At 61.0% G+C, this 24578-nt stretch carries 20 protein-coding genes; 2 read left to right on the top strand and 18 right to left on the bottom strand.

Annotated features, from left to right (window positions below; translation table 11 throughout):
- Nucleotides 1–12: 12 nt before the first annotated feature.
- The 9 genes from N8H71_RS03010 to arnB are packed head-to-tail and all read right to left on the bottom strand — an operon-like array spanning nt 13 to nt 10408.
- Nucleotides 13–1632, bottom strand: coding sequence for a glycosyltransferase family 39 protein (locus N8H71_RS03010; protein ID WP_262192781.1), 1620 nt, complete (start codon nt 1630–1632; stop codon nt 13–15).
- Nucleotides 1605–2984, bottom strand: coding sequence for a UDP-glucose dehydrogenase family protein (locus N8H71_RS03005; protein ID WP_262192780.1), 1380 nt, complete (start codon nt 2982–2984; stop codon nt 1605–1607). Before N8H71_RS03005 ends, N8H71_RS03010 begins: the two co-directional genes overlap by 28 nt.
- Nucleotides 2981–3385, bottom strand: coding sequence for a 4-amino-4-deoxy-L-arabinose-phosphoundecaprenol flippase subunit ArnF (gene arnF, locus N8H71_RS03000; protein WP_262192778.1), 405 nt, complete (start codon nt 3383–3385; stop codon nt 2981–2983). Before arnF ends, N8H71_RS03005 begins: the two co-directional genes overlap by 4 nt.
- On the bottom strand, nt 3382–3726 hold the full coding sequence (gene arnE, locus N8H71_RS02995; RefSeq protein ID WP_262192777.1) for a 4-amino-4-deoxy-L-arabinose-phosphoundecaprenol flippase subunit ArnE: 345 nt from the start codon (nt 3724–3726) through the stop codon (nt 3382–3384). Before arnE ends, arnF begins: the two co-directional genes overlap by 4 nt.
- On the bottom strand, nt 3723–5372 hold the full coding sequence (arnT, locus tag N8H71_RS02990) for a lipid IV(A) 4-amino-4-deoxy-L-arabinosyltransferase (protein WP_262192775.1): 1650 nt from the start codon (nt 5370–5372) through the stop codon (nt 3723–3725). Before arnT (N8H71_RS02990) ends, arnE begins: the two co-directional genes overlap by 4 nt.
- A complete protein-coding gene (gene arnD, locus N8H71_RS02985) occupies nt 5369–6253 on the bottom strand; it encodes a 4-deoxy-4-formamido-L-arabinose-phosphoundecaprenol deformylase (protein WP_262192774.1) in 885 nt (294 codons plus the stop codon). The genes arnT (N8H71_RS02990) and arnD overlap by 4 nt, the downstream gene beginning before the upstream one ends.
- Nucleotides 6253–8244, bottom strand: a complete 1992-nt coding sequence (arnA, locus tag N8H71_RS02980) for a bifunctional UDP-4-amino-4-deoxy-L-arabinose formyltransferase/UDP-glucuronic acid oxidase ArnA (protein WP_262192773.1) — start codon at nt 8242–8244, stop codon at nt 6253–6255. The genes arnD and arnA overlap by 1 nt, the downstream gene beginning before the upstream one ends.
- Nucleotides 8241–9263, bottom strand: coding sequence for an undecaprenyl-phosphate 4-deoxy-4-formamido-L-arabinose transferase (arnC, locus tag N8H71_RS02975; protein WP_262192771.1), 1023 nt, complete (start codon nt 9261–9263; stop codon nt 8241–8243). The genes arnA and arnC overlap by 4 nt, the downstream gene beginning before the upstream one ends.
- Nucleotides 9260–10408, bottom strand: a complete 1149-nt coding sequence (arnB, locus tag N8H71_RS02970; protein WP_262192770.1) for a UDP-4-amino-4-deoxy-L-arabinose aminotransferase — start codon at nt 10406–10408, stop codon at nt 9260–9262. Before arnB ends, arnC begins: the two co-directional genes overlap by 4 nt.
- A gap of 431 nt (nt 10409–10839) precedes the next feature.
- On the opposite strand from arnB, the gene N8H71_RS02965 reads away from it, so the two are divergent.
- Nucleotides 10840–11730, top strand: a complete 891-nt coding sequence (locus N8H71_RS02965; protein WP_262192960.1) for a site-specific integrase — start codon at nt 10840–10842, stop codon at nt 11728–11730.
- 13 nt (nt 11731–11743) lie between these two features.
- Here the strand turns inward: N8H71_RS02965 and N8H71_RS02960 are convergent, their stop codons facing one another.
- From N8H71_RS02960 to N8H71_RS02940, 5 genes are all read right to left on the bottom strand, one after another.
- A complete protein-coding gene (locus N8H71_RS02960) occupies nt 11744–12799 on the bottom strand; it encodes an ABC transporter ATP-binding protein (protein ID WP_262192768.1) in 1056 nt (351 codons plus the stop codon).
- The gene (locus tag N8H71_RS02955; protein ID WP_262192767.1) at nt 12796–14391 is read right to left on the bottom strand and encodes an ABC transporter permease; all 1596 of its coding nucleotides are present in this window, start codon (nt 14389–14391) and stop codon (nt 12796–12798) included. The genes N8H71_RS02960 and N8H71_RS02955 overlap by 4 nt, the downstream gene beginning before the upstream one ends.
- 3 nt (nt 14392–14394) lie before the next feature.
- Nucleotides 14395–15408 carry an iron ABC transporter substrate-binding protein gene (locus tag N8H71_RS02950; RefSeq protein WP_262192766.1) on the bottom strand — a complete coding sequence of 338 codons (1014 nt, stop codon included), beginning with the start codon at nt 15406–15408 and terminating at the stop codon, nt 14395–14397.
- A 276-nt stretch (nt 15409–15684) separates the two neighbouring features.
- A complete protein-coding gene (gene arnT / locus N8H71_RS02945) occupies nt 15685–17406 on the bottom strand; it encodes a lipid IV(A) 4-amino-4-deoxy-L-arabinosyltransferase (protein WP_262192764.1) in 1722 nt (573 codons plus the stop codon).
- A 116-nt stretch (nt 17407–17522) separates the two neighbouring features.
- Nucleotides 17523–18173, bottom strand: a complete 651-nt coding sequence (locus tag N8H71_RS02940; protein WP_262192959.1) for a histidine phosphatase family protein — start codon at nt 18171–18173, stop codon at nt 17523–17525.
- Nucleotides 18174–18499: 326 nt separating this feature from the next.
- Here N8H71_RS02940 and N8H71_RS02935 point away from each other — a divergent pair, with 326 nt between their 5' ends.
- Nucleotides 18500–19813, top strand: coding sequence for a sensor histidine kinase (locus N8H71_RS02935; RefSeq protein WP_262192762.1), 1314 nt, complete (start codon nt 18500–18502; stop codon nt 19811–19813).
- Here N8H71_RS02935 and N8H71_RS02930 read toward each other — a convergent pair.
- The 4 genes from N8H71_RS02930 to N8H71_RS02915 all read right to left on the bottom strand — a co-directional run bounded on the left by N8H71_RS02930 (nt 19771) and on the right by N8H71_RS02915 (nt 24477).
- Nucleotides 19771–20322: a PqiC family protein gene (locus tag N8H71_RS02930; protein ID WP_262192761.1), complete on the bottom strand. Its 552-nt coding sequence runs from the start codon at nt 20320–20322 to the stop codon at nt 19771–19773. The two genes, N8H71_RS02935 and N8H71_RS02930, sit on opposite strands and share 43 nt — an antisense overlap.
- 16 nt (nt 20323–20338) lie before the next feature.
- Nucleotides 20339–21994, bottom strand: a complete 1656-nt coding sequence (locus N8H71_RS02925) for an intermembrane transport protein PqiB (RefSeq protein WP_262192760.1) — start codon at nt 21992–21994, stop codon at nt 20339–20341.
- A 96-nt stretch (nt 21995–22090) separates the two neighbouring features.
- Complete coding sequence (locus N8H71_RS02920; RefSeq protein WP_262192759.1) at nt 22091–23392, bottom strand: NAD(P)/FAD-dependent oxidoreductase; 1302 nt, start codon at nt 23390–23392, stop codon at nt 22091–22093.
- Nucleotides 23389–24477 (bottom strand): polyamine ABC transporter substrate-binding protein, encoded by a 1089-nt coding sequence (locus N8H71_RS02915; RefSeq protein WP_262192757.1) that lies wholly within the window; start codon nt 24475–24477, stop codon nt 23389–23391. Before N8H71_RS02915 ends, N8H71_RS02920 begins: the two co-directional genes overlap by 4 nt.
- Between the last annotated feature and the right edge of the window lie 101 nt (nt 24478–24578).

The raw sequence follows: 24578 nt of genomic DNA, 5'->3' as shown, positions 1-24578 counted from the left end.
ATGTCACGAAGGTTAAGGCGCCAGCCACAGCAACACATAATCGTTTTTATCGAAACGACCGCTCAATACCGGTTGCAATGACCCCAGTGACGTTCCTTGCAAGGCGTGCATGTCGCTGCGATCCATCATCAACCATGCCGGACCTTTGAGTGCTTCGAGCTCTTGCGTGGTTTCGGTGAACAGCGGTTGCAGATCCTGCTCGATATTGACCATGAACTTGATTGCCTTGGCGTCCTTGCCCATGCCATGGAGCACCAGCGGCGCAGGGTTTTGCCGGACCTGCGCAAACACGGCGCGACTGAAAGTGCGGGTGTCGTAGAGCTGACGCTCCACGGGCTCGAACACCAGTGCATACACCGACCACACTGCCAGAACCGCACTGAGCGCCAGTATTTCCGCACGCCAGCGCACGAAGATCAGCCGCGACAGCGCCACCAGTTGCAACGTACCCAATACAATCAGAATCAGCGTCAAGTCTGTCGCGGTTTCGGGAAACCGGCGTTCGGCCCACAACAAAACCACGATCAGCAGTCCCGGAATCAGCAGCCAGAGCCCCTGCATACCAACACGCAGCCAGGCAAACACCCGGCCATGCAATACCTGAAACGGATACGCCGCGATGATCGCCGCCATGGGCAGCATCGGCAGCAGGTAACGGGCCTTTTTCGCCTGCGGGATCGACAGCCCGATTATCACGATCAACCCAGCCGCGGCGCAGTATTTCACCAGTTGCAAGGCCGGACCGCGTTGCTGCGGTTTGCTCAGCCACGCGGCTGCCAGCGCCAGCAATGCCAATGGGTAGGCCAACGCGTAGTTGCCCAGCGAGCTGGTGAAGTAATACAGCGAACCACTGACGCCTTCGCTGCCGTCCATGCGCCCCATGAATTGCATGCGAATCACGTCCTGACGGAATGCGGGGCCACCGCTGAGGTCCGCCAGCCAGAGCAATACCACCACGCAGGCGATGAGCAGCCCCGACGCCAGCACCCCGAACAACAATAGCCGTGACCATTGTCGGTTGATCAGGTAATAGGTGCACAGCATGCCGGTCGGCACCACCAGACCGATCGGCCCGCGAATGCCGAATCCCAGCAATAGCAAAACGAACACCAATGGCCAGCGTCGACCGGCACCGAAGTGGTCATGGGCATAGCCGAGATAAAATACCGCCAGCGCTACGGCGGCGAGCATCGCGTCTTGCGAGACGGCGCGGGTCTCGGTGATGAAGGTGCTGGTGAGCATCAGCAACGCGATGCTGACCACCGCCCAGCGCACGGATGAGGGCGCGAGCAAGCGATACATCAACGTCACGGTGACTGCTCCGGCGACCGCGCTCGGCAACCAGGCCGTCAGGCTGTTGACCGTCCCGAACGGCAACGACAACAGCCAGATGAACACTGTCGACGTCGACAGGTAATCGGCGTACGGCTCGCCGTAGGTCGTGGGAAAAACACTGGGCCCGTGGCGCAGCATTTCCTGGGCGAACAACACAAACCGCGAATCGAAACCGATGGGCGCCTGTCCGTATACCCCGGCGATGAACAGCAAAAGCGCCAGCAGCCCTGCGAACAGGGACTGCCGGCGGATGGCAGGGGACAACGTGATCAAGCGACGTCCGAGGTGTGCGGCCATTGCTGCAACGGAATCGGCAAGGTGCGCGACTCACCCCGGCCCATCGGGAAGTAATGGAAGCCGTTACGGGCCAGGCGTTCGGCGTCGTACAGGTTGCGGCCGTCGAAGATCACCGGGGCTTTCAAGCGTTGCTGAATCAGGTCAAAGTCCGGTGCCTTGAACTGCTGCCATTCGGTGCAGATGATCAGCGCGTCGGAACCGGCCAGTACCGATTCGGGTGTGCCCATCAGCATCAGCTTCGTTTCGTCCGGGTACAGATGCTGGGTTTCCTGCATCGCTTCCGGGTCGAACGCGCGTACGTTGGCGCCGGCGGCCCACAGCGACTCCAGCAAGACCCGGCTCGGCGCGTCGCGCATGTCGTCGGTGTTCGGTTTGAACGCCAGCCCCCACAGCGCGAACGTCTTGCCGCGCAGGTCGCCCTTGTAGAACGCGTTGATGCGTTCGAACAACTTGTGTTTCTGCCGCTGGTTGATCGCTTCCACGGCTTGCAGCAAGTCGCTGGAACAGTGTGCCTCTTCGGCACTGTGAATCAGGGCACGCATGTCTTTGGGGAAGCACGAACCGCCGTAACCGCAACCGGGATAGATGAAGTGGTAACCGATTCGGCTGTCGGCCCCGATGCCCTGGCGCACCGATTCGATGTCTGCCCCCAGGTGTTCGGCCAGCTCGGCGATCTGGTTGATGAAACTGATCTTGGTCGCCAGCATGCAGTTGGCGGCGTACTTGGTCAGCTCGGCGCTGCGCAGGTCCATGAACATGATGCGGTCGTGGTTGCGGTTGAACGGCGAGTACAGGTCACGCATCACGTCGCGCACTTCTTCACGCTCGCAGCCGATGACGATCCGGTCCGGCCGGCGGCAATCGGCGACCGCCGAGCCTTCCTTGAGAAATTCCGGGTTGGACACGATATCGAACTGCAACAGGCGCCCGGCCTTGACCAGCGCTTTGTCCAGATGGGTGCGCAAGGTGTCGCCGGTGCCGACGGGCACGGTGGATTTCTCCACCAGAATCAGTGCCTGCTCACGATGGCGGGCCACCGCGTCGCCCACTGACAACACGTAACGCAAGTCGGCCGAGCCATCTTCTTTCGACGGGGTGCCGACAGCGATGAACGCGACTTTGCCGTGCTGCACCGCGAGTTTTTCATCGCAGGTGAATTGCAGGCGTCCGGCGTCCAGGCCTTCGCGGACCAGACTGGCCAGCCCCGGCTCGAAGATGCTGACGTGACCCTCGCGCAACAGCTCGACTTTTTTCTCGTCGATGTCCATGCACACCACGTCATGGCCGACTTCGGCCAGCACGGCGGCCTGCACCAGGCCAACATAACCGCTACCAAATACTGTGATTTTCATGGCGAACTCCTGAGTTCGGGCGCTTGAACGGGACGACTGTTAATGGTGATGACGCCGAGCATGACCAGCGCCACGCCCAGCGAACGGGAAAAACTGAAGGTTTCGTTGAACAGCGGCAGGCTGGCCGCCAGCAGGTATACCAGCGCATAGCTGATGCTCAGCAGCGAGTAGGCCCGGCCCAGCGGAAGATCGCGCAGGGCGAGCAGCCAGCAGAGCATCGACAGCGCATAGGCGAAGATCGCCGCCAGCACCACGGTCAGCGCCGACAGGTCGATATGGGTCAGCGTCAGCCACTGATCGGGGGCGGGCAGGCGCGTCATGCTCCAGCGCATGCCCAGTTGGGCAGCACTGACCAGCCCGACACTGGTGAGGGCGTAAGCGATTCCACGGCGCTGGTTCATGTGTGTTGCCCCAGCAGCGCCACGCCGCCGAGCACCAGCGCGACACCGAACCAGTGGCGGCCATCGACCGCTTCGCGGAACACAAAGCGGGCAATCAGCGTAATGACCACGAAATTGAGACTGAGCATCGGGTAGGCAATGCCGACCGGCAGCCTCTGTAACACCAGCAGCCAGACCAGCAGGCCGGCGCCGAGGGCGAACAGCGCCAGCCACAGCCAGGGCGAGCGCAGTTTTTCGGCCCAGGTCGAATCGACGCCGCGCCAGCTCTCCACGGCGTATTTCTGCGCGACCTGGCCCAGGCAGGTCAGCAGGCACGCGGCCAACAGCAGCAACAGGCTCATGACACCTCCTTGGGCAGGATCATGATCACCAGATTGCCTTGTTCATACCGAACGCCGTCCTTGGGCAGTCTGTCGAGTTCGTCCAGTTCGTCTTGCCCCTTGACCCGCATCACCACGCCGACCGGACCGGTCTTGCGGGCTTCGCGCATCCACTGTTGCACCCGGTCGGGATCGACCCGCTGTTGAATGCCGTCAGGATAGGCCAGGCCATATTTCAATTCGCCTATCGTGTTGTACAACGCGACTTGCGGGCGTTTCAGGCGCCAGGCCAGGGCCGAGGCCGCCCCCAGGTCGTTGCTCAACAGTTGTGTGGTGTCGGCCAGTTCGTCCATGTGATGCAGGATGAATTGATCCGGGGTTTTGTTGGCCACCACGGACTTGGGCAACGCGGCCGGCAGTATCGCGATGAACAGCAGGCTGCCGAGCGCGGGTGCGGCCCAGCACTGCAACGGCCGGAACGCTTGCAGCAGGTTGCTGATGATCCAGCCGATCAACGCGATGAACACCAGTACCAGACTGTGCAGTTCGTGGTCGTACAGCGGGCGTTTGAGTTGCACGTAAACCAGTGCAATCAGCGTGACCACGCCCAGCAACAGGTTCAGCAGGCCATTGAGGCCCAGCGCCCGACCTTGCTCCAGGCGCAAGCGATCAGCCAGCGCATGGCCCATCAACAACGCCAGCGGCAGCAGGCACGGCAGGATGTAAGTCGGCAGTTTGCCGTTGCTCAGACTGAAAAACAGCAGCGGCATCAGCAGCCACAGGCCGAGAAACGCGATGCTGGTTTCGCGGCGGGTGTGCCACGCCTGTTTCAACGCCACCGGCAGCATGCCGACCCACGGCAGACTGAATGCCACCAATAGCGGCAGGTAGAACCACCATGGCGCGTCATGCTGGGCATCGTCGCCGGCAAAACGACGGATGTGTTCGTGCCAGAAGAAGAATCGCCAGTAATCCGGTTCCTGACTGTGAACCGCCAACACCCACGGCAGGCTGACGATGATCGCCACCGCGATGGCCACCGGGCCGTAGAACAGCAACTCCTTCCAGCGCTTTTGCCAGAGCATCCACGGCAAGGCGATCAGCACCGGCAGCAGCCAGGCGAGAAAGCCCTTGGTCATAAACCCCATGCCGCACGCCAGTCCCAGCACCGCCCAACCGACCATGCGCTGGCCGTTGGAGCGGCTGTCGAGCGCAAACCACAGCGCCACCAGACTCAGATTGACCCAGAAGGTAAATTGCGGATCGAGGTTGGCGTAACCGGCCTGGCCGGCGACGATGGTGAAACTCATGTAGAGCAGGGCGCAGACGAAGCTTTTGCGCGGCTCGTTCCACAAGCGGCGGGCGATGAGGAAGCACAGCAGCACGCTCAGCCCGGTGCTCAGCGCCGAGGCGAAACGCACGCCGAACAGGTTCTGCCCGAACACGGCCTGCCCGAGGGCGATCATCCAGTAACCGGCCGCCGGTTTTTCGAAATAACGCAGACTCATGAAGTGCGGTGATGCCCAGTTACCGCTCAGCAGCATCTCCTGGCTGATTTGCGCGTAACGGGTTTCATCGGGAATCCACAAACCGTGACTGCCCAGCGGCAGCAGATAGGCCAGCAGGAAAATCCCCAGCAACAGCGGCAATGCCCAGCGTTTGCTCATGCGCCTTGCACTCCCAGCCAGCCTTCGCGACCTTCGAGGGCGCCACGTTGCACGCGGCCGACCGGCAGGGTGTTGAGAAACTCGGGCAACAGATCGCCCAGAGGCTGGAACCGGATATCTCGCTGGCGTGCATCGGCCAGCAATTGACGAAAATCTTCGGCCATCAGAATCCCTTCTACTTCGGCGTGAATGGTGTAGACGTTGAGGTTGTCCGGGCGGAACCGGTCGAGGATGAAGGCGTTGAAATCCTTCGCCGCCACACTCGGCCCGACCACTTCATCGAAGGTCGGCAAGTCCACCGGAATCTGCGGCGCCCCGACCGAACCATCGGCCAGCAACGGACGAAACAGCCGCTGCCCACGGCAATCGCTGTTGTAGCGAAAGCCGAAGGCCTGCTTGGCTTCGATCACACGCTCGTCCGCACGCCAGCCGGCGGCGGCCGAACAGGTGACTTTTTCACCCAGAATGTCGCTCAAGGTGTCGACGCCCTGGCGGATCTGCTCGATCAGTTGCGCATCGCTCCAGCGCCCGGCATTGGCCTGCCAGCCGTGGTGATCCCAGGCGTGCAGGCCGACTTCGTGGCCGGCGGCCCGGGCCTGACGCATCAGGTGTCCGAGGTCGCGACCGATCGGTTTGCCCGGCCAGGCGGTGCCGGCCAGCAGGATGTCCCAGCCGTAGAGGCCGACGGCGTTGGAGCGCAGCATCTTCCAGAGGAACTGCGGGCGGATCAGGCGCCACAGATGCCGGCCCATGTTGTCCGGGCCGACACTGAAGAAAAACGTCGCCTTGATCTGCGCTTCATCGAGGATTTCCAGCAAGCGCGGCACGCCTTCGCGGGTGCCGCGAAAGGTGTCGACGTCGATGCGCAAACCGGCCTGCATTAACGCTTGCTCTCGATTTCGGCCATTGCCTCACGCAAGAAGAAATCCAGCGTGTTGCCGATGGTCTCGCGCATTTCCACGGTCGGCGTCCAGTCCAGCAGGCGCTTGGCGTTGGCGATGCTCGGTTTGCGGTGCTCGACGTCCTGGTAACCGGCGCCGTAGAACGCCTTGCTTTCCACGTCGCGGAAACCGGCGAACGGCGGGAAGTTGGAACGCAACGGGTGAGCTTCGAACTGGCGTAGCAGCTCTTCGCCCAACTGGCGAATGCTGGCTTCGTTGTCCGGGTTGCCGATGTTGATGATCTGGCCGTTGCAGACGTCGTTGTCGTTATCGATGATCCGCGCCAGCGCCTCGACGCCATCGGCGATGTCGGTGAAGCAGCGTTTCTGCTCGCCGCCGTCGAACAGTCGGATCGGCGTGCCTTCCACCAGATTGAGGATCAATTGGGTGATGGCGCGGGAACTGCCGATGCGCGCCGAATCCAGACGGTCAAGGCGTGGGCCCATCCAGTTGAAGGGACGGAACAGGGTGAAGTTCAGACCCTTGGCGCCGTAGGCCCAGATCACCCGATCTAGCAGTTGCTTGGACACCGAGTAGATCCAGCGCTGCTTGTTGATCGGGCCGACGATCAGGTTCGAGCTGTCTTCGTCGAAGTGCTTGTCCTGGCACATGCCATAGACTTCCGAGGTCGACGGGAAGATCACGCGCTTGTTGTATTTGACGCAGTAGCGCACCAGTTTCAGGTTTTCTTCGAAGTCGAGCTCGAACACCCGCAGCGGGTTGCGCGTGTATTCGATCGGCGTGGCAATGGCCACCAGCGGCAGGACCACGTCGCATTTCTTGATGTGGTACTCGATCCACTCCGAGTGAATGCTGATGTCGCCTTCGACGAAGTGAAAACGCGGGTGGCTGCGCAGACGGTCGATGGCGTCGGAGCCGATGTCCAGGCCATAGACTTCGTAGCGCTCGTCACGCAACAGACGCTCGGACAAATGGTTGCCGATGAAACCGTTGACGCCGAGGATCAGCACCCGGGTACGGCGCGGCCCACGGCCGGACTCGGCACCGCGCAACAGCGAGCCATCCACCAGGCCGAGTTCATTGGCCAGTTGCGGGCCGCTCAGGTACAGGCCGTTGTCGTTGCGCTGGCCGGCGTTGATCACCAGCGAATCTTCACCGCAGGCGATGCGCAGCGGATCGACACTGATGACCCGGCCCGGCGCCTGGCCTTCATTGCCCTTGACGACTTCGGCGTTCCACACGATCAGCTTGTGCTCGCCCACGGCACAAAACGCACCCGGATAGGGGCGGGTCACGGCGCGAACCAGGTTGAACAATTGCTCGGCCGGGTTGGCCCAGACCAGTTTGCCGTCTGCCGGGGTGCGACGACCGAATACCGTGGCTTTCGATTCGTCCTGTGGAGTCTCGGTGAATTTGCCTTGGAGCATGGCCGGCAAGGCGTCACGCAGCAGATCGCTGGCGGCGGTGCGCAATTTTCCGTGCAGGCTCAGAGCCGTGTCGGCGCGCTCGATGGCGACACGCTGCTGGGCGACGATGGCGCCGGCGTCGGCACGTTTGACCATGCGGTGCAGGGTCACGCCGGTTTCGGTCTCACCGTTGACCAGCACCCAGTTGGCCGGGGCGCGGCCACGGTAGCGCGGCAACAAGGAACCGTGCAGGTTGAATGCGCCTTTTTTGGCGAGGGCCAGCAGCGGTTCGCTCAGCAGGTTGCGGTAGTAGAACGAGAAGATGTAATCCGGATCGATTTTGGCGATACGTTCGATCCAGAGCGGGTGGTTGGCGTCTTCCGGCGCGTGCACCGCGATGCCTTTGTCGGCGCACAGTTGCGCGACCGAGGCATAGAAGGTGTTTTCCTTCGGGTCATCGGCGTGAGTGAACACCGCTGCAATGTCGTAGCCGCTGTCGAGCAGGGCTTGAATGCCGGCGCAGCCAATATCGTGGTAAGCGAAGACAACGGTTTTTGCACTCATGAGAGAACCTGATCAGACGTGGAGTTGGAAGTGAGGCCGTCAACGGTGATGGCGGGTGCCGGCGTGGCGGGATGCCCGCGCAGGACTTTTTCAATGAAGAAACGCGGGCGGGCGCGCACGTCGCTGTACATGCGCCCCAGGTATTCACCCAGCAGGCCCATACCGATGAACTGGCCGCCGGTGAACACGAACAGCACGGCGAACAGCACGAACAGGCCATCGCCGGCCCATCCGGCGCCAAAGGCCAGGCGCATCACGATCAGTGCTGCGGCAAACAGCACGCCGAGCCCGGCCATGATGAAACCGACGATGCTCAACAGACGCAGCGGGGTGGTGGTCATGCAAGTGATCAAGTCGAACATCAGGTTGATCAGGCGCATCGGGCTGTACTTCGAATCACCGTGTTCGCGCTCGGCGTGGGCCACGGGGATTTCGGTGGTGTGGCGGGCGAAGCTGTTGGCGAGGATCGGAATGAACGTGCTGCGTTCGCGACAGGCGAGCATCGCGTCGATGATGGTGCGGCGGTAAGCGCGCAGCATGCAGCCATAGTCGCTCATGGCGACGCCGGTGGAGCGCTGCACGGCGAGGTTGATGAGTTTCGACGGATAGCGGCGCAGGGCCGAATCCTGACGGTTGCCGCGCACAGTGCCGACCACGTCGTAGCCTTTTTCGGCCTCGGCCACCAGGCGCGGGATTTCTTCCGGCGGGTTTTGCAGGTCGGCGTCGAGGGTGATTACAACGTCGCCCTTGCACTGTTCGAAACCGGCCATGATTGCTGCGTGCTGGCCGTAGTTGCGGTTGAGGATGACCGCCACGAACGGACTGTCCTCGACCAAGGCGGCGTCTTCGAGCAATTGCGCGGAGGCGTCGCGGCTGCCGTCGTCGACCAGCACGATTTCGTAGTCGTGACGCAATTGCTGGCAGGCGGCCTGGGTGCGGCGCAGCAGTTCCGGCAGGCTGTCTTCTTCGTTGTAGACCGGGATGACGATCGACACGCAATGAATCGGATAAGGTCTCACGGGCGTTTCCCCATCAGGTGTTCAATGGCCCCGACGACCCGGTCCAGATCCTGGTCGGTCATGTCGGGAAACAAGGGAATCGAGCACAGCCGCGCCGAGTTCCACTCGGTGTCAGGCAGGGACAGCTGCGGGTCACGCTGGCGATACCAGGTGTGCAGGTGAGTGGCGATGAAGTGAATGCCGGTGCCAATGCCCTGATCCTGCAAACCTTTCATGAAGGCTTCGCGGTCCATCCCGCAGCGTTCGCTGTCGATGCGCAGGATGAACAGGTGCCAGGCGTGCTGTTGCGCGTATTTCGGTACGGCCAGTGGTTGCACCGGCAGGCCTTCGAGTTTTTGCAGGTATTGCGTGGCCAGTTCGGTGCGACGGGCGTTGATCGCGTCCAGACGCTCCAGTTGCACCAGCGCAATCGCGGCGTTGATGTCGGCCAGGTTGTATTTGAAACCGGGCTCGATCACCTGGGCCTGGGGTTTGCGGCCGTGGGTCAGACGGTCGTAGGCATCGACGCCCAGACCGTGAAATTTGAGCATGCGCACGCGGCTGGCCAGGGCTTCGTTGTCGGTGACGAACATCGCGCCTTCGGCGCAGGTCATGTTCTTGATCGCATGGAACGAGAAGATCGCGGTGCCTTGCGAACCCACGTGGCGCCCCTTATAGCGGGTGCCGGCGGCGTGGGCGGCGTCTTCGATCACGGCGATGCCGTGCTTGTCGGCCAGCGCGTACAGCGGATCAAGGTCGAACGCGGCGCCGGCGTAATGCACGGGAATGATCGCTTTGGTGCGCGGGGTGATGGCGGCTTCGATGCGCGCAGCGTTGGTCATCAGGGTGTCGCGGTCGACATCGACGAACACTGGCGTGGCACCGAGCAGGGAAATCATGTTGGCGGTGGACACCCAGGTCTGCGACGGGGTGATGATTTCATCGCCAGGGCCGATTCCCAGCGCCAGTAAAGTTACATGCATGGCACCGGTGGCCGAGGAAAGTGCCACGGCATGGCGGCAACCGACGTACTGGGCAAACTGTTCTTCGAGGGCCTGGTTTTTCGGCCCGGTGGTGATCCAGCCGGAGCGCAGAACTTGCTCCACGGCGGCAATTTCTTCATCACCGATACTGGGGCGGGAGAAGGGGAGAAACGCCTGACTCATGCACACCTCATTGCAAAGAAAAAAGAAATAGATCCACTGAAGTATTGGATCCAATCAAAGCGTAGACGCGAAAAAATCCTTTGCATCAATAAGTTGCCAAGACGACATAACGTCGGGTTCGGTTGACTTTTCAGGCGTTGCCCGGCAGGTTGGGCAGCGCCGGCACAGGACTCAGTGGAATTAAGGTTATGCCCGTTTTTGTGAAAGGAACATGAAAAACCGGTCGGCGAATCGTTTATCTGAAGCCCATACAGCCACTGTTCAGACTTCTACCGTTTATCGCGGTTTTTAGTAGAAAAGTCCTACGGAAGTGTTCCGCTTATATTAAGAATGTTGCAGTTGTTAGTTGCTGTGTTGAACTGCTTTTACTCAAGGCCCGACGTTTGATTGACTTACCCGTTGCATCCCCCGACACCCTGAAAACCAACCCGATGACTGTGTATCTGGCGCGTTTGGCTCCTTCCAGCCAGCTCACCATGCGTTATGTTCTACAAGATGCCGCCGACCGCCTCGGTTTCGAAGACATGAACGTCGAAGAGATTCCCTGGCATGCCTTGCAACCGGAAGATGTCGTTGCGTTAGTCGCGGCATTGCGTGAAGACGACTACGCGCCGAATACTTCATCGCTCTATGTAAACGCTATTCGCGGTGTGATGAATGAAGCCTGGCGCATGAGTCTTATCAGCCAGGAACATCTATTGAAGATGCGCTCGGTCAAAGGCATTGCCGGCACGCGACTGTCTCAGGGGCGCAATCTGAAGCGCACGCTGATTCATGAACTGATGGAAGTCTGCGCGGCCGATCCGCGACCACAAGGTTTGCGCGATGCGGCGGTGATTGCGCTGTTGTACGGCACCGGCATGCGCAAGTCGGAGTCGGTGGATCTGGACCTGAATCAGGTGGATTTCACCGAGCGCAGTCTGAGCGTCACTGCCAAGGGCAACAAACAACTGATCAAGTACGCACCGGCCTGGGCGTTCGCCAAACTGAATGCCTGGCTGGAGTTTCGACGTTCGGAACTCAAGGAAGGCGAGAGCGACGACGCGTTTCTGTTCAACCGCATTCGCCGCGGCAGCCACATCACCCGCGAGCGCATCACCAAACACGCGATCTATTACATCGCCCGCCAGCGCGGCACCCAGGTCGGGGTGAAGATCATGCCCCATGATTTTCGCCGCTCATTCATTACGCGGGTGATCGAAGAGCATGACCTGTCGATTGCCCAGAAGCTGGCGCATCACAGCAATATCCAGACAACCGCCAACTATGACGTGCGTGACGACAACGAACGGCGCCGCGCGGTGGATCGCTTTGACCTGTAGCTTCGATCTGTAGTCAGGACGTCGAAAGCACATGCGCCGGTCCCGAGACCGACAGTTGCACCGCGCTGCCGGCCGGCGGCGCGTGCATCCCCGTGCTGCGTACCAGCAATGAGCGACCGCAAGCCGGTTGAGCCGGCGCGTGCAGCTCGACAGTCAGGGTGCAGGTGTTGCCGCCAAAATCACGTTCCGTGACCACGGCATTGCAGGTGTGGGCTTCATCGGCATCAGACAACTGCAACTGTTCGGGGCGCAACATGATCTGCGCGTCACCACAAAAACCGTTGCTTGCGACCGGGATCCGGCCCAGATCGCAAAGCGCCCAGCCGGCTTCAATTTGTGCGGGCATGACCACCGCCTCGCCGAGAAAACGCGCAGTCTGCTCATCGTCGGGGTAACGGTAGAGGTCCATCGGGTGACCCGACTGCACCAGCCGGCCGTCGCGCATGACGGTCAGTTGATCGGCGAACGACAGCGCTTCGCTCTGATCGTGGGTCACCAGAATCGTGGTTACACCGGCGTCTTCCAGAAGGCGCGCGACCATTTTGCGCATGGCGCCGCGCAGACCGGTGTCGAGCGCGGAAAACGGCTCGTCCAGCAGCATCAAGCGCGGTTGCTGGGCCAGTGCCCGGGCGAGCGACACCCGCTGTTGCTGGCCGCCGGACAGCTCGTGAGGCCAGCGCGTGGCCATGTTGGCATTCAGGGATACGCTGTCCATCAACGCGAGGATGCGCTCGGTCCGGGCATTGCCGACGTCCGTTAGCCCGAAGCCGATATTGCCGGCCACGGTCATGTGCGGGAACAGCGCGCCATCCTGCGGCACATAACCGATCTGCCGTTGGTACGCGGGCACGGCGTGGGTGCTGTCGACCAGGGTCTGGCCATTGAGCGTGAGGCTGCCGGCGTCGGGGAATTCGAATCCGGCGATCATCCGCAACAGGGTGGTCTTGCCGGAGCCCGAGGGACCGACGATCACCGTGCGGCTGCCAGTCGGGACGGAGAGGCAGATATTGTCCAGCGCCGTTTGCGCGCCAAAGGCTTTGCTTAGGGAAATGATATCGAGAGCGTTCATCGGCCGGCACTGCGCCTGGATTGGTGATAGAGGATGGCCGTGAGCGGCAGCGACAACAAGACCATCAGTAGCGCGTAAGGCGCTGCGGCGGCGTAGTCGATTTCGCTGGTCATGGCCCAGAAACCGGTGGCCAGGGTGCGCGTGCCGTTGGGCGCGAGCAGCAGGGTCGCGGTCAGTTCATTGGTGATCGCCAGAAACACCAGCGCCGCGCCCGCCGCCGCACCGGGCGCCGCCAGACGCAAGGTGATCAGCCACAAGGCGCGCAAGGGCGAGCGACCGAGGCTTTGCGCGATGTTTTCCAGCTCCACCGGCGCCTGTGCAAATCCGGCGCGCAGGCTGACCAGCGCGCGGGGCAGAAACATCAGCAGGTAGGCCAGCAGCACGGTGATGGTGGTCTGGTAGATCGGTCGGGCGAAATGGATGGTCACGGTCACCAGTGCCAGCGCCACGACGATTCCCGGCAGTGCGCTGGTGATGTAGTTGCAGCCTTCGAGCAGGCGTTGCAGCTTGCCGGGAGCGCGGATCGACAGCCACGCAATCGGGATCGCCGCAAGGCTGGTCAAAAGTGCACCGGCCACGCCAAACGACAATGTTTGCAGCAACGCCGGCAACAACTCAGTGCCTTGCCAGACCTCGGCGCCGCCAGCGATCAGCCATTTGCCGAGAGTCAGCAACGGTACGCCTAGCGCCAGCAGACAGGTCAGGGTTTGCAGACACAGACCCAGCATCGCGGTGCTCCGACGCAAACGCACGGTGCGTTGTTCGCGGGCACTGCCGGAACCGACGCGGGCGTATCGCGCCTGCCCTCGGGCACTCGACTCGACCGTCAGCATCGCCAGGCAACACAACGCCAGAACGCTGGCGAGCATGTTGGCGGCCGGGCCGTTGAAGGTGGATTTGAACTGGTCGAATATCGCCGTGGTGAAGGTGTCGAAGCGGATCATCGCGTACAGGCCATATTCCGCCAGCAAGTGCAGACCGACCAGCAACGCACCGCCGCAGATCGCCAGACGCAATTGCGGCAGTACCACCCGAAAAAACACTGCCCACGGCCTGAGGCCCAGGGATTCGGAGACGTCTTCAATCGCCGGATCGAGGCGGCGCAACGTCGCGGCAATCGGCAGATAGAGGAACGGAAAATAGGCGATCACCGACACCAGCACCCCGGCCGGCAATCCATTGATCGACGGAATCAGGCTGACCCACGCGTAGCTGTGCACGAAGGCCGGCACCGCCAGCGGCGCGACGGCCAGCAATGACCACAGCCGTCGCCCCGGCAGGTCGGTGCGTTCGGTCAGCCAGGCCAGCGTGATCCCGAGCACGATGCAGATCGGCAAGGTGATCACCACCAACAGCACGGTGTTGATCAACAGTTCGGCCACTCGAGGACGAAAGACCAGCGCTTCTATGGTCGCCCACCCGGTGTACCACGACACGCCGATCACAAACGCAATCGGCAGCAGCGAAAGCAGCGACACCGCAATCGCGAGCACGACCACCCACGGACTCCCACGCCCGTTGAGGGCGCGGGTTCTGCGTGACAGGTTGGCGGAGGGCGCCGCAGCGATCTCCGCGGGCAGAGGTTCGGGCATCAATTACAGCAGTCCTGCCTGGGTCATCAACTCGACGGCTTTCTTGCTGTCGAGCTTTGATGCATCGACTTTCGGCGCGTCCAGATCCTTCAACGGCACCAGTTTCGGGTTGGAACCGGCGTCCTTGCCTACGGCGTATTCAAAAGAGTTGCCGGTGCGCAGCACTTCCTGGCCCTGCTTGCCGGTGATGTATTGGAGGAATTTCTGCGCGTCTTCCTGGTGTTTGCTGGAAGCCAGCACGCCACCACCGGAAATGCTCACGAAGGCACCCGGATCCTGATGCCTGAAGTAGTGCAGGGCAGTGTTCTTGCTGTTTTCGCCGGTCTTGGCCTGATCGACGAAAGCGTAATAGTGGTAGATCACGCCGCTGTCGACTTGCCCGGCGTTCACCGCTTTGAGCACCGAGCTGTTACCACGGTAGGCGGTGAAGTTGGCTTTCATGCCTTTGAGCCATTCGAGGGTGGCGGCTTCGCCTTTCTGCTCCAGCACGGCGGCGACGATGGCCTGGAAATCCGCACCGGCAGGTGACGCGGCCCAGCGACCTTTCCAGGCCGGGCTTGCCAGATCCATCAGGGATTTGGGCAGGTCTTTCTCCGGCAGTTTGGCCGGGTTGTAGACGAACACCGTGGAGCGTGCGGCGATGCCGACCCATTGGCCGTGGGCCGGGCGATACGCCGCGTCGACTTGCTCAAGAGTGGCCGGAGCTATGGGTGCGAACAGCTTGGCATTGTCCACCAGCACCATGGCCGGGGAGTTTTCCGTCAGGAACACATCCGCCGGCGACGCCGCGCCTTCCTGCACTATCTGATTGCCCATTTCCGTGTCATCGCCGTTGCGCACCGTGACCGGAATTCCGGTTTCTTCAGTGAACCCGGCCACCCAGGCTTTGGTCAGGGTTTCGTGCTGGGCGTTGTAGACAACAAGGCCCACGGAGTCGGCAGCAAAGGCCTGCCCGGCAGCGAGCAGCGCGGTCGCCAGCGCGGCCTGTTTCAGAAAGGACGGAACGGATGGACTCATGGCGGGGCTGCTCCTGTTTTTAGACGTTATGGGCAAGCATTCGCGGGAGTTTCAATGCGAATGATTTGCATATGTTGGCTGGCTGGCAATGTAGAGAGGCAAATGAGAAAAAAACGTCAAACAAACCGTTAATACATGTCATTGCCATTCAGGTTAGCAGTCACTTGAGAGGAACGCCGGGCAATGCCCGGCGTTGTTTTGCAGAAGATTTGTGAGGGGAAAGCGTGGGAGCGCAGAACCGCTGTTTGCGCAGCCGGCCGTGTGCCGGTCAACAGGTCATGGCTGGCTCTGTGGAAAGATGAAGATCTGCAGGTTGCCGCGTCGGTAGTGTTTGCCATCCACCGGCAGCCGTTCGACTTCCTGTTCCTCAAGGGTGCTGTTGACGCGCATGACGACGCCGACCGCCCCTTTCTTGCGGGCTTCGGTCATCCATTGCCCGACCTGTTCAAGTTCGACCTTGCGCGCCGCCATGGCCGGATCTTCGAGACCGTACTTCAATTCACCGACGGTGTTGAACAGATCCACTTGCGGTCGCTTCAAGCGCCAGGAGAGCGCTGAGGCGGCGCCCAGGTCGTTGCTCAGCAGCGAGGTGGTCTCGCTCAAGGCTTGTTGATGTTCAGCAATGAATTGATCGGGCATCTTGCTATCGACGATTTGTGCCGGCATGGCCGCAGGCAATAGCGCCACGAGCAGGCCGATCCCCAGGGCCGGCATCGCCCAAAGCGCCAATGGCCGCAGCATTTGCAGGGCGTTGGCGATGATCCAGCCAAACAGCACGATGAAAGCCAGGGAGAGGCTGAACATCTCGGTGTTTTCGTAGATTTCCTTCGTCGCTTGCAGATAGAGCAGGGCTACCAGTGCGACGCTGGCAATCACAGTGTTGACCACGCCGTTCAGGCGCAGGACGCGGCCGTTACCCTGATCCCGCCATTTCACCACCGCGTGTCCCATCAACAGAGCGAGTGGCAGCAGGCACGGCATGATGTAAGTCGGCAGCTTGCCGCTGCTCAGGCTGAAAAACGCCAGTGGCAGGAGGAACCACAAGGCCAGGTAGGCGGTTTTTGCCTCGCGCCTCTCGCGCCAGGTGCGGATCAACGTGGAAGGCAGCAGAACCGCCCACGGCAGACTGGAGGCCACCAGCAACGGCAGGTAGAACCACCACGGGCGCGCATGTTGGGCATCATCACCGGCGGCAAATCGGCGAATGTGTTCGTGCCAGAAGAAAAACCGCCAGAAATCCGGTTCGCGGTAATGAATGGCCAGCGCCCACGGCAGACTCACAAGGGCGCAGACCGCCACGGCGACCGGCCCGTAACGCAACAACTCGCCGAAGCGCCGCTGCCAGATCATGTAGGGCAGGGCGATCAGCACCGGCAGCAGCAGCGCCAGAAACCCCTTGGTCATCAAGCCCATGCCGCAGGCCACGCCCAGCAGTGCCCAACTGCCCAACCGGGCGCGCGGGTTACGAGCGTCGATGGCAAACCACACGGCCACCAGACTCAGATTGACCCACAGGGTGAATTGCGGATCGAGATTGGCATACCCGGCCTGACCGGCAATCAGCCCGAAGCTCATGTACAGCAATGCGCAGGCGCTGCTGATTCGCGGGTTGTTCCACAGCCGGCGCGCCATCAAGTAAGTCAGCCAGACACTGGCGCCGGTGCTCAGCGCCGAAGCGATGCGAACGCCGAACAGGTTGTCGCCAAAAATCGCCTGACCGATCGCAATCATCCAGTACCCGGCGATCGGTTTTTCAAAGTAGCGAATGCCCATGAAATGCGGGGCCACCCAGTTGCCGCTCAGCAGCATTTCCTGGCTGATCTGGCCGTAGCGGGTTTCATCGGGGATCCACAGACCGTGGGTCATCAACGGCAGCAGATAAAACACTACAAAAGCCAGGACCAGGCCGGGGATGGCCCAGCGCTCTATCGCGGTGGCTGGCCGGGTTTGCTGGAAATGACCGGCAGCGTGTCGCAGCGGATTGTTTTCAGACGTCATGACAAAGCCTTGTGTCGTGCGAATGGAATAAATGTCTTATTAAAAATAAGCGAAGGCTGGTTCGGATTAGTTGATGTTGAAGTTTGTGCTCGTGATGTAAAAAGCCAGACAGACAATCAAGGGCGAACTGCAGGCCATGCGTCGGCATTCATGACGCCCAACACTTTCAATTGTCCCTTTTCATTGATGCGAACAAACAAGGTACTGCCATATTCAGCGCCGGCCGCGTGAGGGAAACCGGTCTGTTTTTCGAAGTCACTGATGCAACCACTGTGGGTGACCAGTACCAGATTGTGTTGTGCAACCTTGTGCGCGACCACGTCATCACGCAGCGTCGGACCACAGGTCGCCAGCCAGTCCTGGGTGCTCGCATCCTGGCCAAACATGAAATGCGCCGTTTGTGCGGTCCGGGTCAGCGGACTGCTCAACACTTGTGCCTGCTGCATGCCCAGATGCTCGAAACCCTTGCCAACCGCAGCCGCTGCCGTGCTGCCCACTCGGGTGATGCCGTCCGCCGGCCCAAGGCAAAGGTTGTCCGAGCGATCGCAACGTTCGGTGTGCCGTACCAATGCGACCACCTCACCGGCCTGCCAGGCCTTTGTCCATTCGGCGGTGATGGCTTTGTCGGCGTGTGCCAGATCGAGGGGAGACTTGGGCCACCAGACAAAGCCGCTGACCAGAGCCGCCGCCAGTACCGATCCCGTGATCGTCAACAGGGTGCGGGGGCGCCGCGCCCGGCGCTGTTTGTAAGTCGCTGCTAATTGCATGTGTCCTTCCACGGTCCGCCGATGAATATCGCCGGGATGAATGTCCGGCGATTTAATCAACTTCAAAAAATGCTTACTTGAATGCTGGCTGAACATTAAGTTTGAGCGCGTAGGGCGGCAGTGAAGAACTTGTGAAAAATTTGCCAGTCTGTGAAAAGTGCAACTAATCGGGTAATTGATAAATAAACTCAAATCCTCGTTTTGTTTCAAACGAGCCATACCCAATGTTGGCGTTTGCGGTGAAGCTTGAGGCGCCCGGCGCTGAAACAGTGAAAGCCTGAAGCTGTCCGGAACGTCTTGAACCCGTGGTGGAGTCGTCGAAACGAATGGATCTCAAGCAAAGCCTGACCAAACGGATCGTCATCGTGTTCGCCTTGATGAGTGCCTTCGTGGCCGGGGTGTTTGCGCTGGGAATCGTGGCCACTGTGCATGTGGTGGAACACCGTTTGACCACCACCACGTTGAGCGGCGGTCTGCACCGGTTGCTGGCGATGGATGACATCAGTCGCTGGAACCATCGGCCGGAGAAAAGTGAGCTGTTTTTCTTCGAGGGCGGGCCCGGTCCCATGGCGCTTGTCCCGTCGCTGGCGGCGCTGTCGCCGGGTTTTCAGGAAGTCATGTTCGACGGCGACGATTTCTTCGCCATGGTCGAGGTCGTGGGCGGCCGTAAGTATGTGTTGCTGCGCGACCAGGAAAGTCTCGAAAAGCGTGAGCGGTTGTTGTTCATTGTCGTGACCGTCGGGTTCACCCTCAGCATCCTGTTGGCAATCGTGCTCGGGCGGTTGCTTGCCCGGCGGGTCATGGCACCGGTCATTCGTCTGGCGCGCCAGGTCCGTCATCGCGATCAATTACTGGTGCTGGCGCCCCCATTGCACCCCGACTATGCGGCGGACGAGGTAGGGGAGCTGGCGCTTTCATTCGATCAGACACTGGGCCGTTTGCGTGAAACACTGAACCGCGAAAAGCTGTTCACCAGCGATGTCAGTCACGAATTGCGCACGCCGTTGATGGTGCTTGGCGGCTCGTGCGAATTACTGCTGGCCAATCCGTCGCTCGATGCCCGTTCTGCTGCACAGGTCAACCGCATCGCCCGGGCCAGCCATGAAATGCGCCAGTTGGTCGAGACGTTTCTCATGCTCGCCCGTGCGCAGGAAGACCGTGGCGGTGACATCTGCGTCACGCTCAACGATGTCGCGCAGGCGCAGAGCGAAATCTGGGGGCGGCTGGTGCGGGAAAAGGGGCTGGATTTTTTCTGTGACATCGAACCGGGTGGCGACGGGCGCTACAACCAGACTTTTCTGCAATCGGTGATGGGCAATCTGTTGCGTAACGCCTGGCATTACACCGATAGCGGTTTTGTCCGGTTGATCGTCAGGGAGGGCGGATTTGTCGTCGAAGACAGCGGCATCGGCATTCCCGAGGAGCGGCGCCAGGCGATGTTCCAGCCGTTCGTGCGCGGTGGTGAGCGTCGTGGCGAAGGGCTGGGTCTGGGGTTGTCCCTGGTGCAGCGAATTTGCACCCGCGAAGGCTGGCAGGTGGAACTCGTGACCCGAGAGCCCAACGGTTGTCGATTTACCGTTACGCTGAAACCTGCGAGTCAGGATGCCGGTGGGCAACCCCGCGAACTGCCGGCGGCCTGACTGATCATGGCGGCCAGGCGTCTGACGTTATTCTGCTGGGCTGTCACCAGATCATCGATGGTTGGCCCGGAGGGCGTCTGCAAGACGGACCGGCAGGCAACCAGACCCGTGTCGCCTGTGCCGGCCTGGCGCAAACGCCATTTGACGTCGATCAAGCCGTATTGGCCGGGAATGGAATCGAAACGTTGCACATCGATGCGTACCGAGGTTTTGTGCTGGCCGCCGGTATTGCTCAGCTGATCCGCCAGAGCACTGCGCAATTCATCGCCCAAGCTTGCGCCCCACCATTCTGTTTCAAGAATCGCCAGGCCGCTGTTGCCCTGGCGGATGACGATCTGCGGCCGGTCGACCTGCGGCGGTACGCTGATGCCTTCGATGGTGATCTCACCGGCAGACTTTCCGCCCGGCGGCTGCGCCGGGGTCAGCGTGTGGAAGCTGATCGGGTCGCTGCGGCAGGCACCCAACAGCAGGCATGCAGCGAGCACGGTGAACTTCAGCGGTAAAGCCATGGGACAGCTCCTGTGCTCAGTTGCGTGGCGGCCCTTTCAGATCCGACGGCGCGGCATTGTCGGGACGGCCACGAATCAGCGATTCAGGGTGGCGGCCCAGATAATCGGACAATTCACGTAAGGAACGTGACATGCGCCCGAGTTCGTCGAGGGTGCGGGTCAGTTGTTCGCGTTGCGGCGAATCTTCGGCCAGGGTCGAGCTGGCCGATTGCAGGGTCTTGCTCACGTCGGCGAGGGTGTTCTGTACGCCGGGCAGGGTCTTGGCGTTGAATTGGGTCAGGCCCTTGCGCAATTCCACGAGGTTGCTGTCGAGGTTGCCGGCGATACGTTCCACCGGCAACTTGTTGAGCTTGTCGATCATCGCTTCAAGCTTTTCCTGCAACTGTTCGAGACTGCCGGGGAGGGTCGGAATGGCAATCGGTCGGGCACTCGCATCGAACGGGACTTTCTCTGCCTTCGGAAAGAAATCCAGAGCGATGTACAACTGACCGGTCAACAGGTTGCCGCTGCGGGCCTGGGCGCGCAGGCCATTTTCAACGAAGGTGCCGATCAGGCGCACGGCCGCCGCTTCGTCCTCGGGATCATGCTTGAGCACCTTGAGCATTTTGATATGAGCCTGGCCCAGGCGCTGCGGATAAATCACGATCCCGACATTGACCGGGAAGCTGCGCTTTTTCTCGTCGAAATCCAGATTGACGCTGACCACACGACCGATTTCAACGCCGAGGAACTCCACCGGTGCATCGACCTTGAGGCCGCGCAAGGCCTGATCGAAGCGCAGGGCCAGGTATTGGGGTTTGCCGTTGGGCGGGGCGAGGGCGGCGACCTGATCGTCGAACAGATCGAAAGTCTTCTGCTCGGCGGCGGCCACGTCATTGGGGCTGTATTCCGGCGCACGGAAGGCGATGCCACCGACCAATAAGGTCGACAGCGACTCGGTCTTGACCGCAAAACCATTGGCGCCGACGTTGACATCGATCCCGCTGGCATTCCAGAACCGGGTGTTTTCGGTCACATAGGCATCATTGGGCGCATGGACGAAAATCTCGATGTCCACGCCTTTGCCGTCAGCATCCAGCGCATAGGCGACGACTTGTCCGACCGGAATCTTGCGGTAATAGACCGGGGAGCCGATGTCCAGTGACCCCAGATCCTGGGTGTGCAGTTTGAAGCGTTTGCCCGGTTCGCCGTAGGTGATCGGCGGAGGGTTTTCCAGGCCTGCGAAATGTTTGGAGCGGCTGTTGGACTGGCCGATGTCGGCGCCGACGTAGTCGCCGGAGAGCAGGGTGTCGATGCCTGACACGCCGCCGGCACCTATGCGCGGACGCACGACCCAGAATTGCGAATCCTTGCGGGTGAAGGTCTCGGCCTGTTTGGACAGTTTGATCGTGGCGTTGACGCTTTTCTGGTCGTCGCTCAACTCGACGTCCGTTACGTGGCCGATTACCACGTTGCGGTATTTGACTTCGGTCTTGTTGGCGGTCAGACCGCTGCCAGTCTTGAAGGTGACAACGATGGTCGGGCCTTCCTGCATCAGGTTGTGCACCACCAGCGAAATGCCCACCAGCACCGCGACGATCGGCACGATCCACACCAGCGAGATACTGAAACGCCGGGTCTTGATCGGCGCCTGGCCGGGTGTTCGCGGTTGATCGGCTGCTGACGACTCCATCCATGACCTCCAGGGTTTATTGGGCAACGAGCGTCAGGAACGCAAAAGCACCTCATCAATATAGAAGTGCTTCGCGATAGAGCAAATGTTGCGGCGTCAGCCGAGCATTTCCCGCAGGCGATACCAGAACATGCCCAGTGCCAGCAGCGGTGAGCGCAGCGCCGGGCCGCCGGGGAAGGTCATGTGCGGCACATTGCTGAACACGTCCATGCCTTGGCTGTGCCCGGCATGAATCGCTTCGCCCAGCAGTTTGGCGCACCAGTGGGTGACGTTCAGGCCGTGGCCGGAATAGCCTTGGGCGTAGAACACGTTCGGGTGTTGCTTGAGTCGACCGACCTGCGGGAAACGGTTGGCGGTGATGCCGATCTTGCCGCCCCACTGATAGTCGATGCGCACGTCCGCCAGTTGCGGGAAGACCTTGAGCATCTTCGGTCGCATATAAGCGGCGATGTCCGCCGGATCCCGTCCCGAATAATGGCAGGCGCCGCCGAACAGCAAGCGTCGGTCTGCCGAGAGCCGGTAATAATCGAGGCCGACTTTCTGGTCGCACAGCGCCAGATTCTGCGGAATCAGCTCGGCAGCGCGTTCCGCTGACAGCGGTTCGGTGGCGATGATGTAGCTGCCGGCGGGCAGTACTTTGCCACTCAGGCGTTGTTCGAGTTCGTCCAGGTGCGCATTGCAGCCGAGCACCAGGGTGCCGGCGCGTACGGTGCCGCTCTGGGTGCGCACTTGAACGGTCGGGCCGTGGATGATTTCCAGGACCGGGCTTTGTTCGAAAATTCTCACTCCGAGGGAGGCTGCCAGCCGCGCTTCGCCCTGGACCAGATCCAGCGGGTGCAGATGCCCCGAGCCCATGTCGATCAGGCCGCCCTTGTAGATGCCCGCGTTCACGACTTGCCGGCGCATATCTTCGGGTGCGACCAGCCGCGTTTCATGGCGGTAACCCAATTGCGCCAAACTGTCCTGCTCGGCTTTGAAGGCGTCGAACTGCGCTGGCGTGTTGGCCAGCTCGCAGAAGCCCCAGCGCAGGTCGCATTCGATAGCGTTGTCGGTGATGCGCTGGCGCACCAGCTCCACCGAGTCGATCCCGGCCCGGTGCAGGTAGCGCACGCCTTCGCTGCCGACATGTCGAGCGAAACCTTCCACGTCATGACCGATGCCGCGAATCAACTGACCGCCATTACGCCCGCTGGCGCCCCAGCCGATGCGACGGGCTTCGAGCAGGATCACCGAGAGCCCGCGCTGCGCCAGTTCAATGGCCGTGTTGACGCCGGTGAAGCCGCCGCCGATCACGCAGACATCGGCGATCAAGTCGCCATCCAGTTGCGGATACGGGCTGCTGGTCCGGGCCGAAGCCGCGTAGTAGGAGTGGGCGTGTTCCTGGGTGTACTGATTCATTTGTTCGACTTCACTTTGCTCCAGGAACGGGTCATCAGACGCATGATCGACTGGGGCGGGGTAGAGGAGATGTAGAGCTTGTCGAGGACTTCCTGGGACGGGTAGACCTCGGGGTTGTTGACCAACTCGGCATCCATGTATTGCTTGGCCGCCGGGTTCGGGTTGGCGTAACCGACCGAGGCGCTGACCTTGGCGATCACTTGCGGATCGAGCAGGTAATTGATGAAGGCGTGGGCTTCCTTGGTGTTGCCGGCGTCGGCGGGAATCGCCAGCAGGTCGAACCACAGGTTCGCGCCTTCCTTGGGAATCGAATAGGCGATGTTCACGCCGTTCTTGGCTTCCTTGGCGCGGTTGGCAGCCTGGAACACGTCGCCGGAATAACCAAAGGCCACGCAGATGTCGCCGTTGGCCAGGTCGGACACGTATTTCGAGGAATGGAAATAGGTGATGTATGGCCGGATGCTCAGCAGTTTCTCTTCGGCCTTCTTGTAGTCTTCGGGTTTCTCGCTGCGTGGGTCCATGCCCATGTAGTTGAGGATCGCCGGGAACACTTCGTCGGCCGAGTCCATCATCGACACACCGCATTGGGTGAGTTTCTTCAGGTTCTCCGGTTCGAACAGCACGGCCCAGGAATCGATGTGATCGATGCCCAGCACTTGCTTGACCTTGTCGACGTTGTAGCCGATGCCGTTGGTGCCCCACAGGTATGGCACCGAGTGCTCGTTGCCCGGATCGTTTTTCTCGAGCAGGGCGAGCAGTTTCGGGTCGAGGTTTTTCCAGTTCGGCAGTTGCGAGCGGTCCAGTTTGAGGAAAGCGCCGGCCTTTACCTGACGGGCGAGGAAGTGGTTGGACGGCACCACCACGTCATACCCGGTGCGGCCGGCGAGCAGTTTGCCTTCGAGGGTTTCGTTGGAGTCGAAGACGTCGTAGATCACCTTGATCCCGCTGGATGACTGGAAGTCGGCGAGGGTGGTTTCGCCGATGTAATCGGTCCAGTTGTAGACGCTGACCTGGGGTTGGGCGAGGGCACCGGCACTGCACGCCAGGGCCAAGGCTGCGGGGATCATGGATTTCAACAGACGCATATCGACACCTCTTCGAATTATTGGATTTCAGGTGATGGGTTGCTGCCCTTGTGGGAGCGAGCTTGCTCGCGAAAGCGGTGTGTCAGTCGCCATCTTCGATA

The organism is Pseudomonas koreensis, assembly GCF_025447595.1.
Lineage (GTDB): Bacteria > Pseudomonadota > Gammaproteobacteria > Pseudomonadales > Pseudomonadaceae > Aquipseudomonas > Aquipseudomonas koreensis_H.
This window is presented reverse-complemented; position numbering and strand designations above follow the sequence as displayed.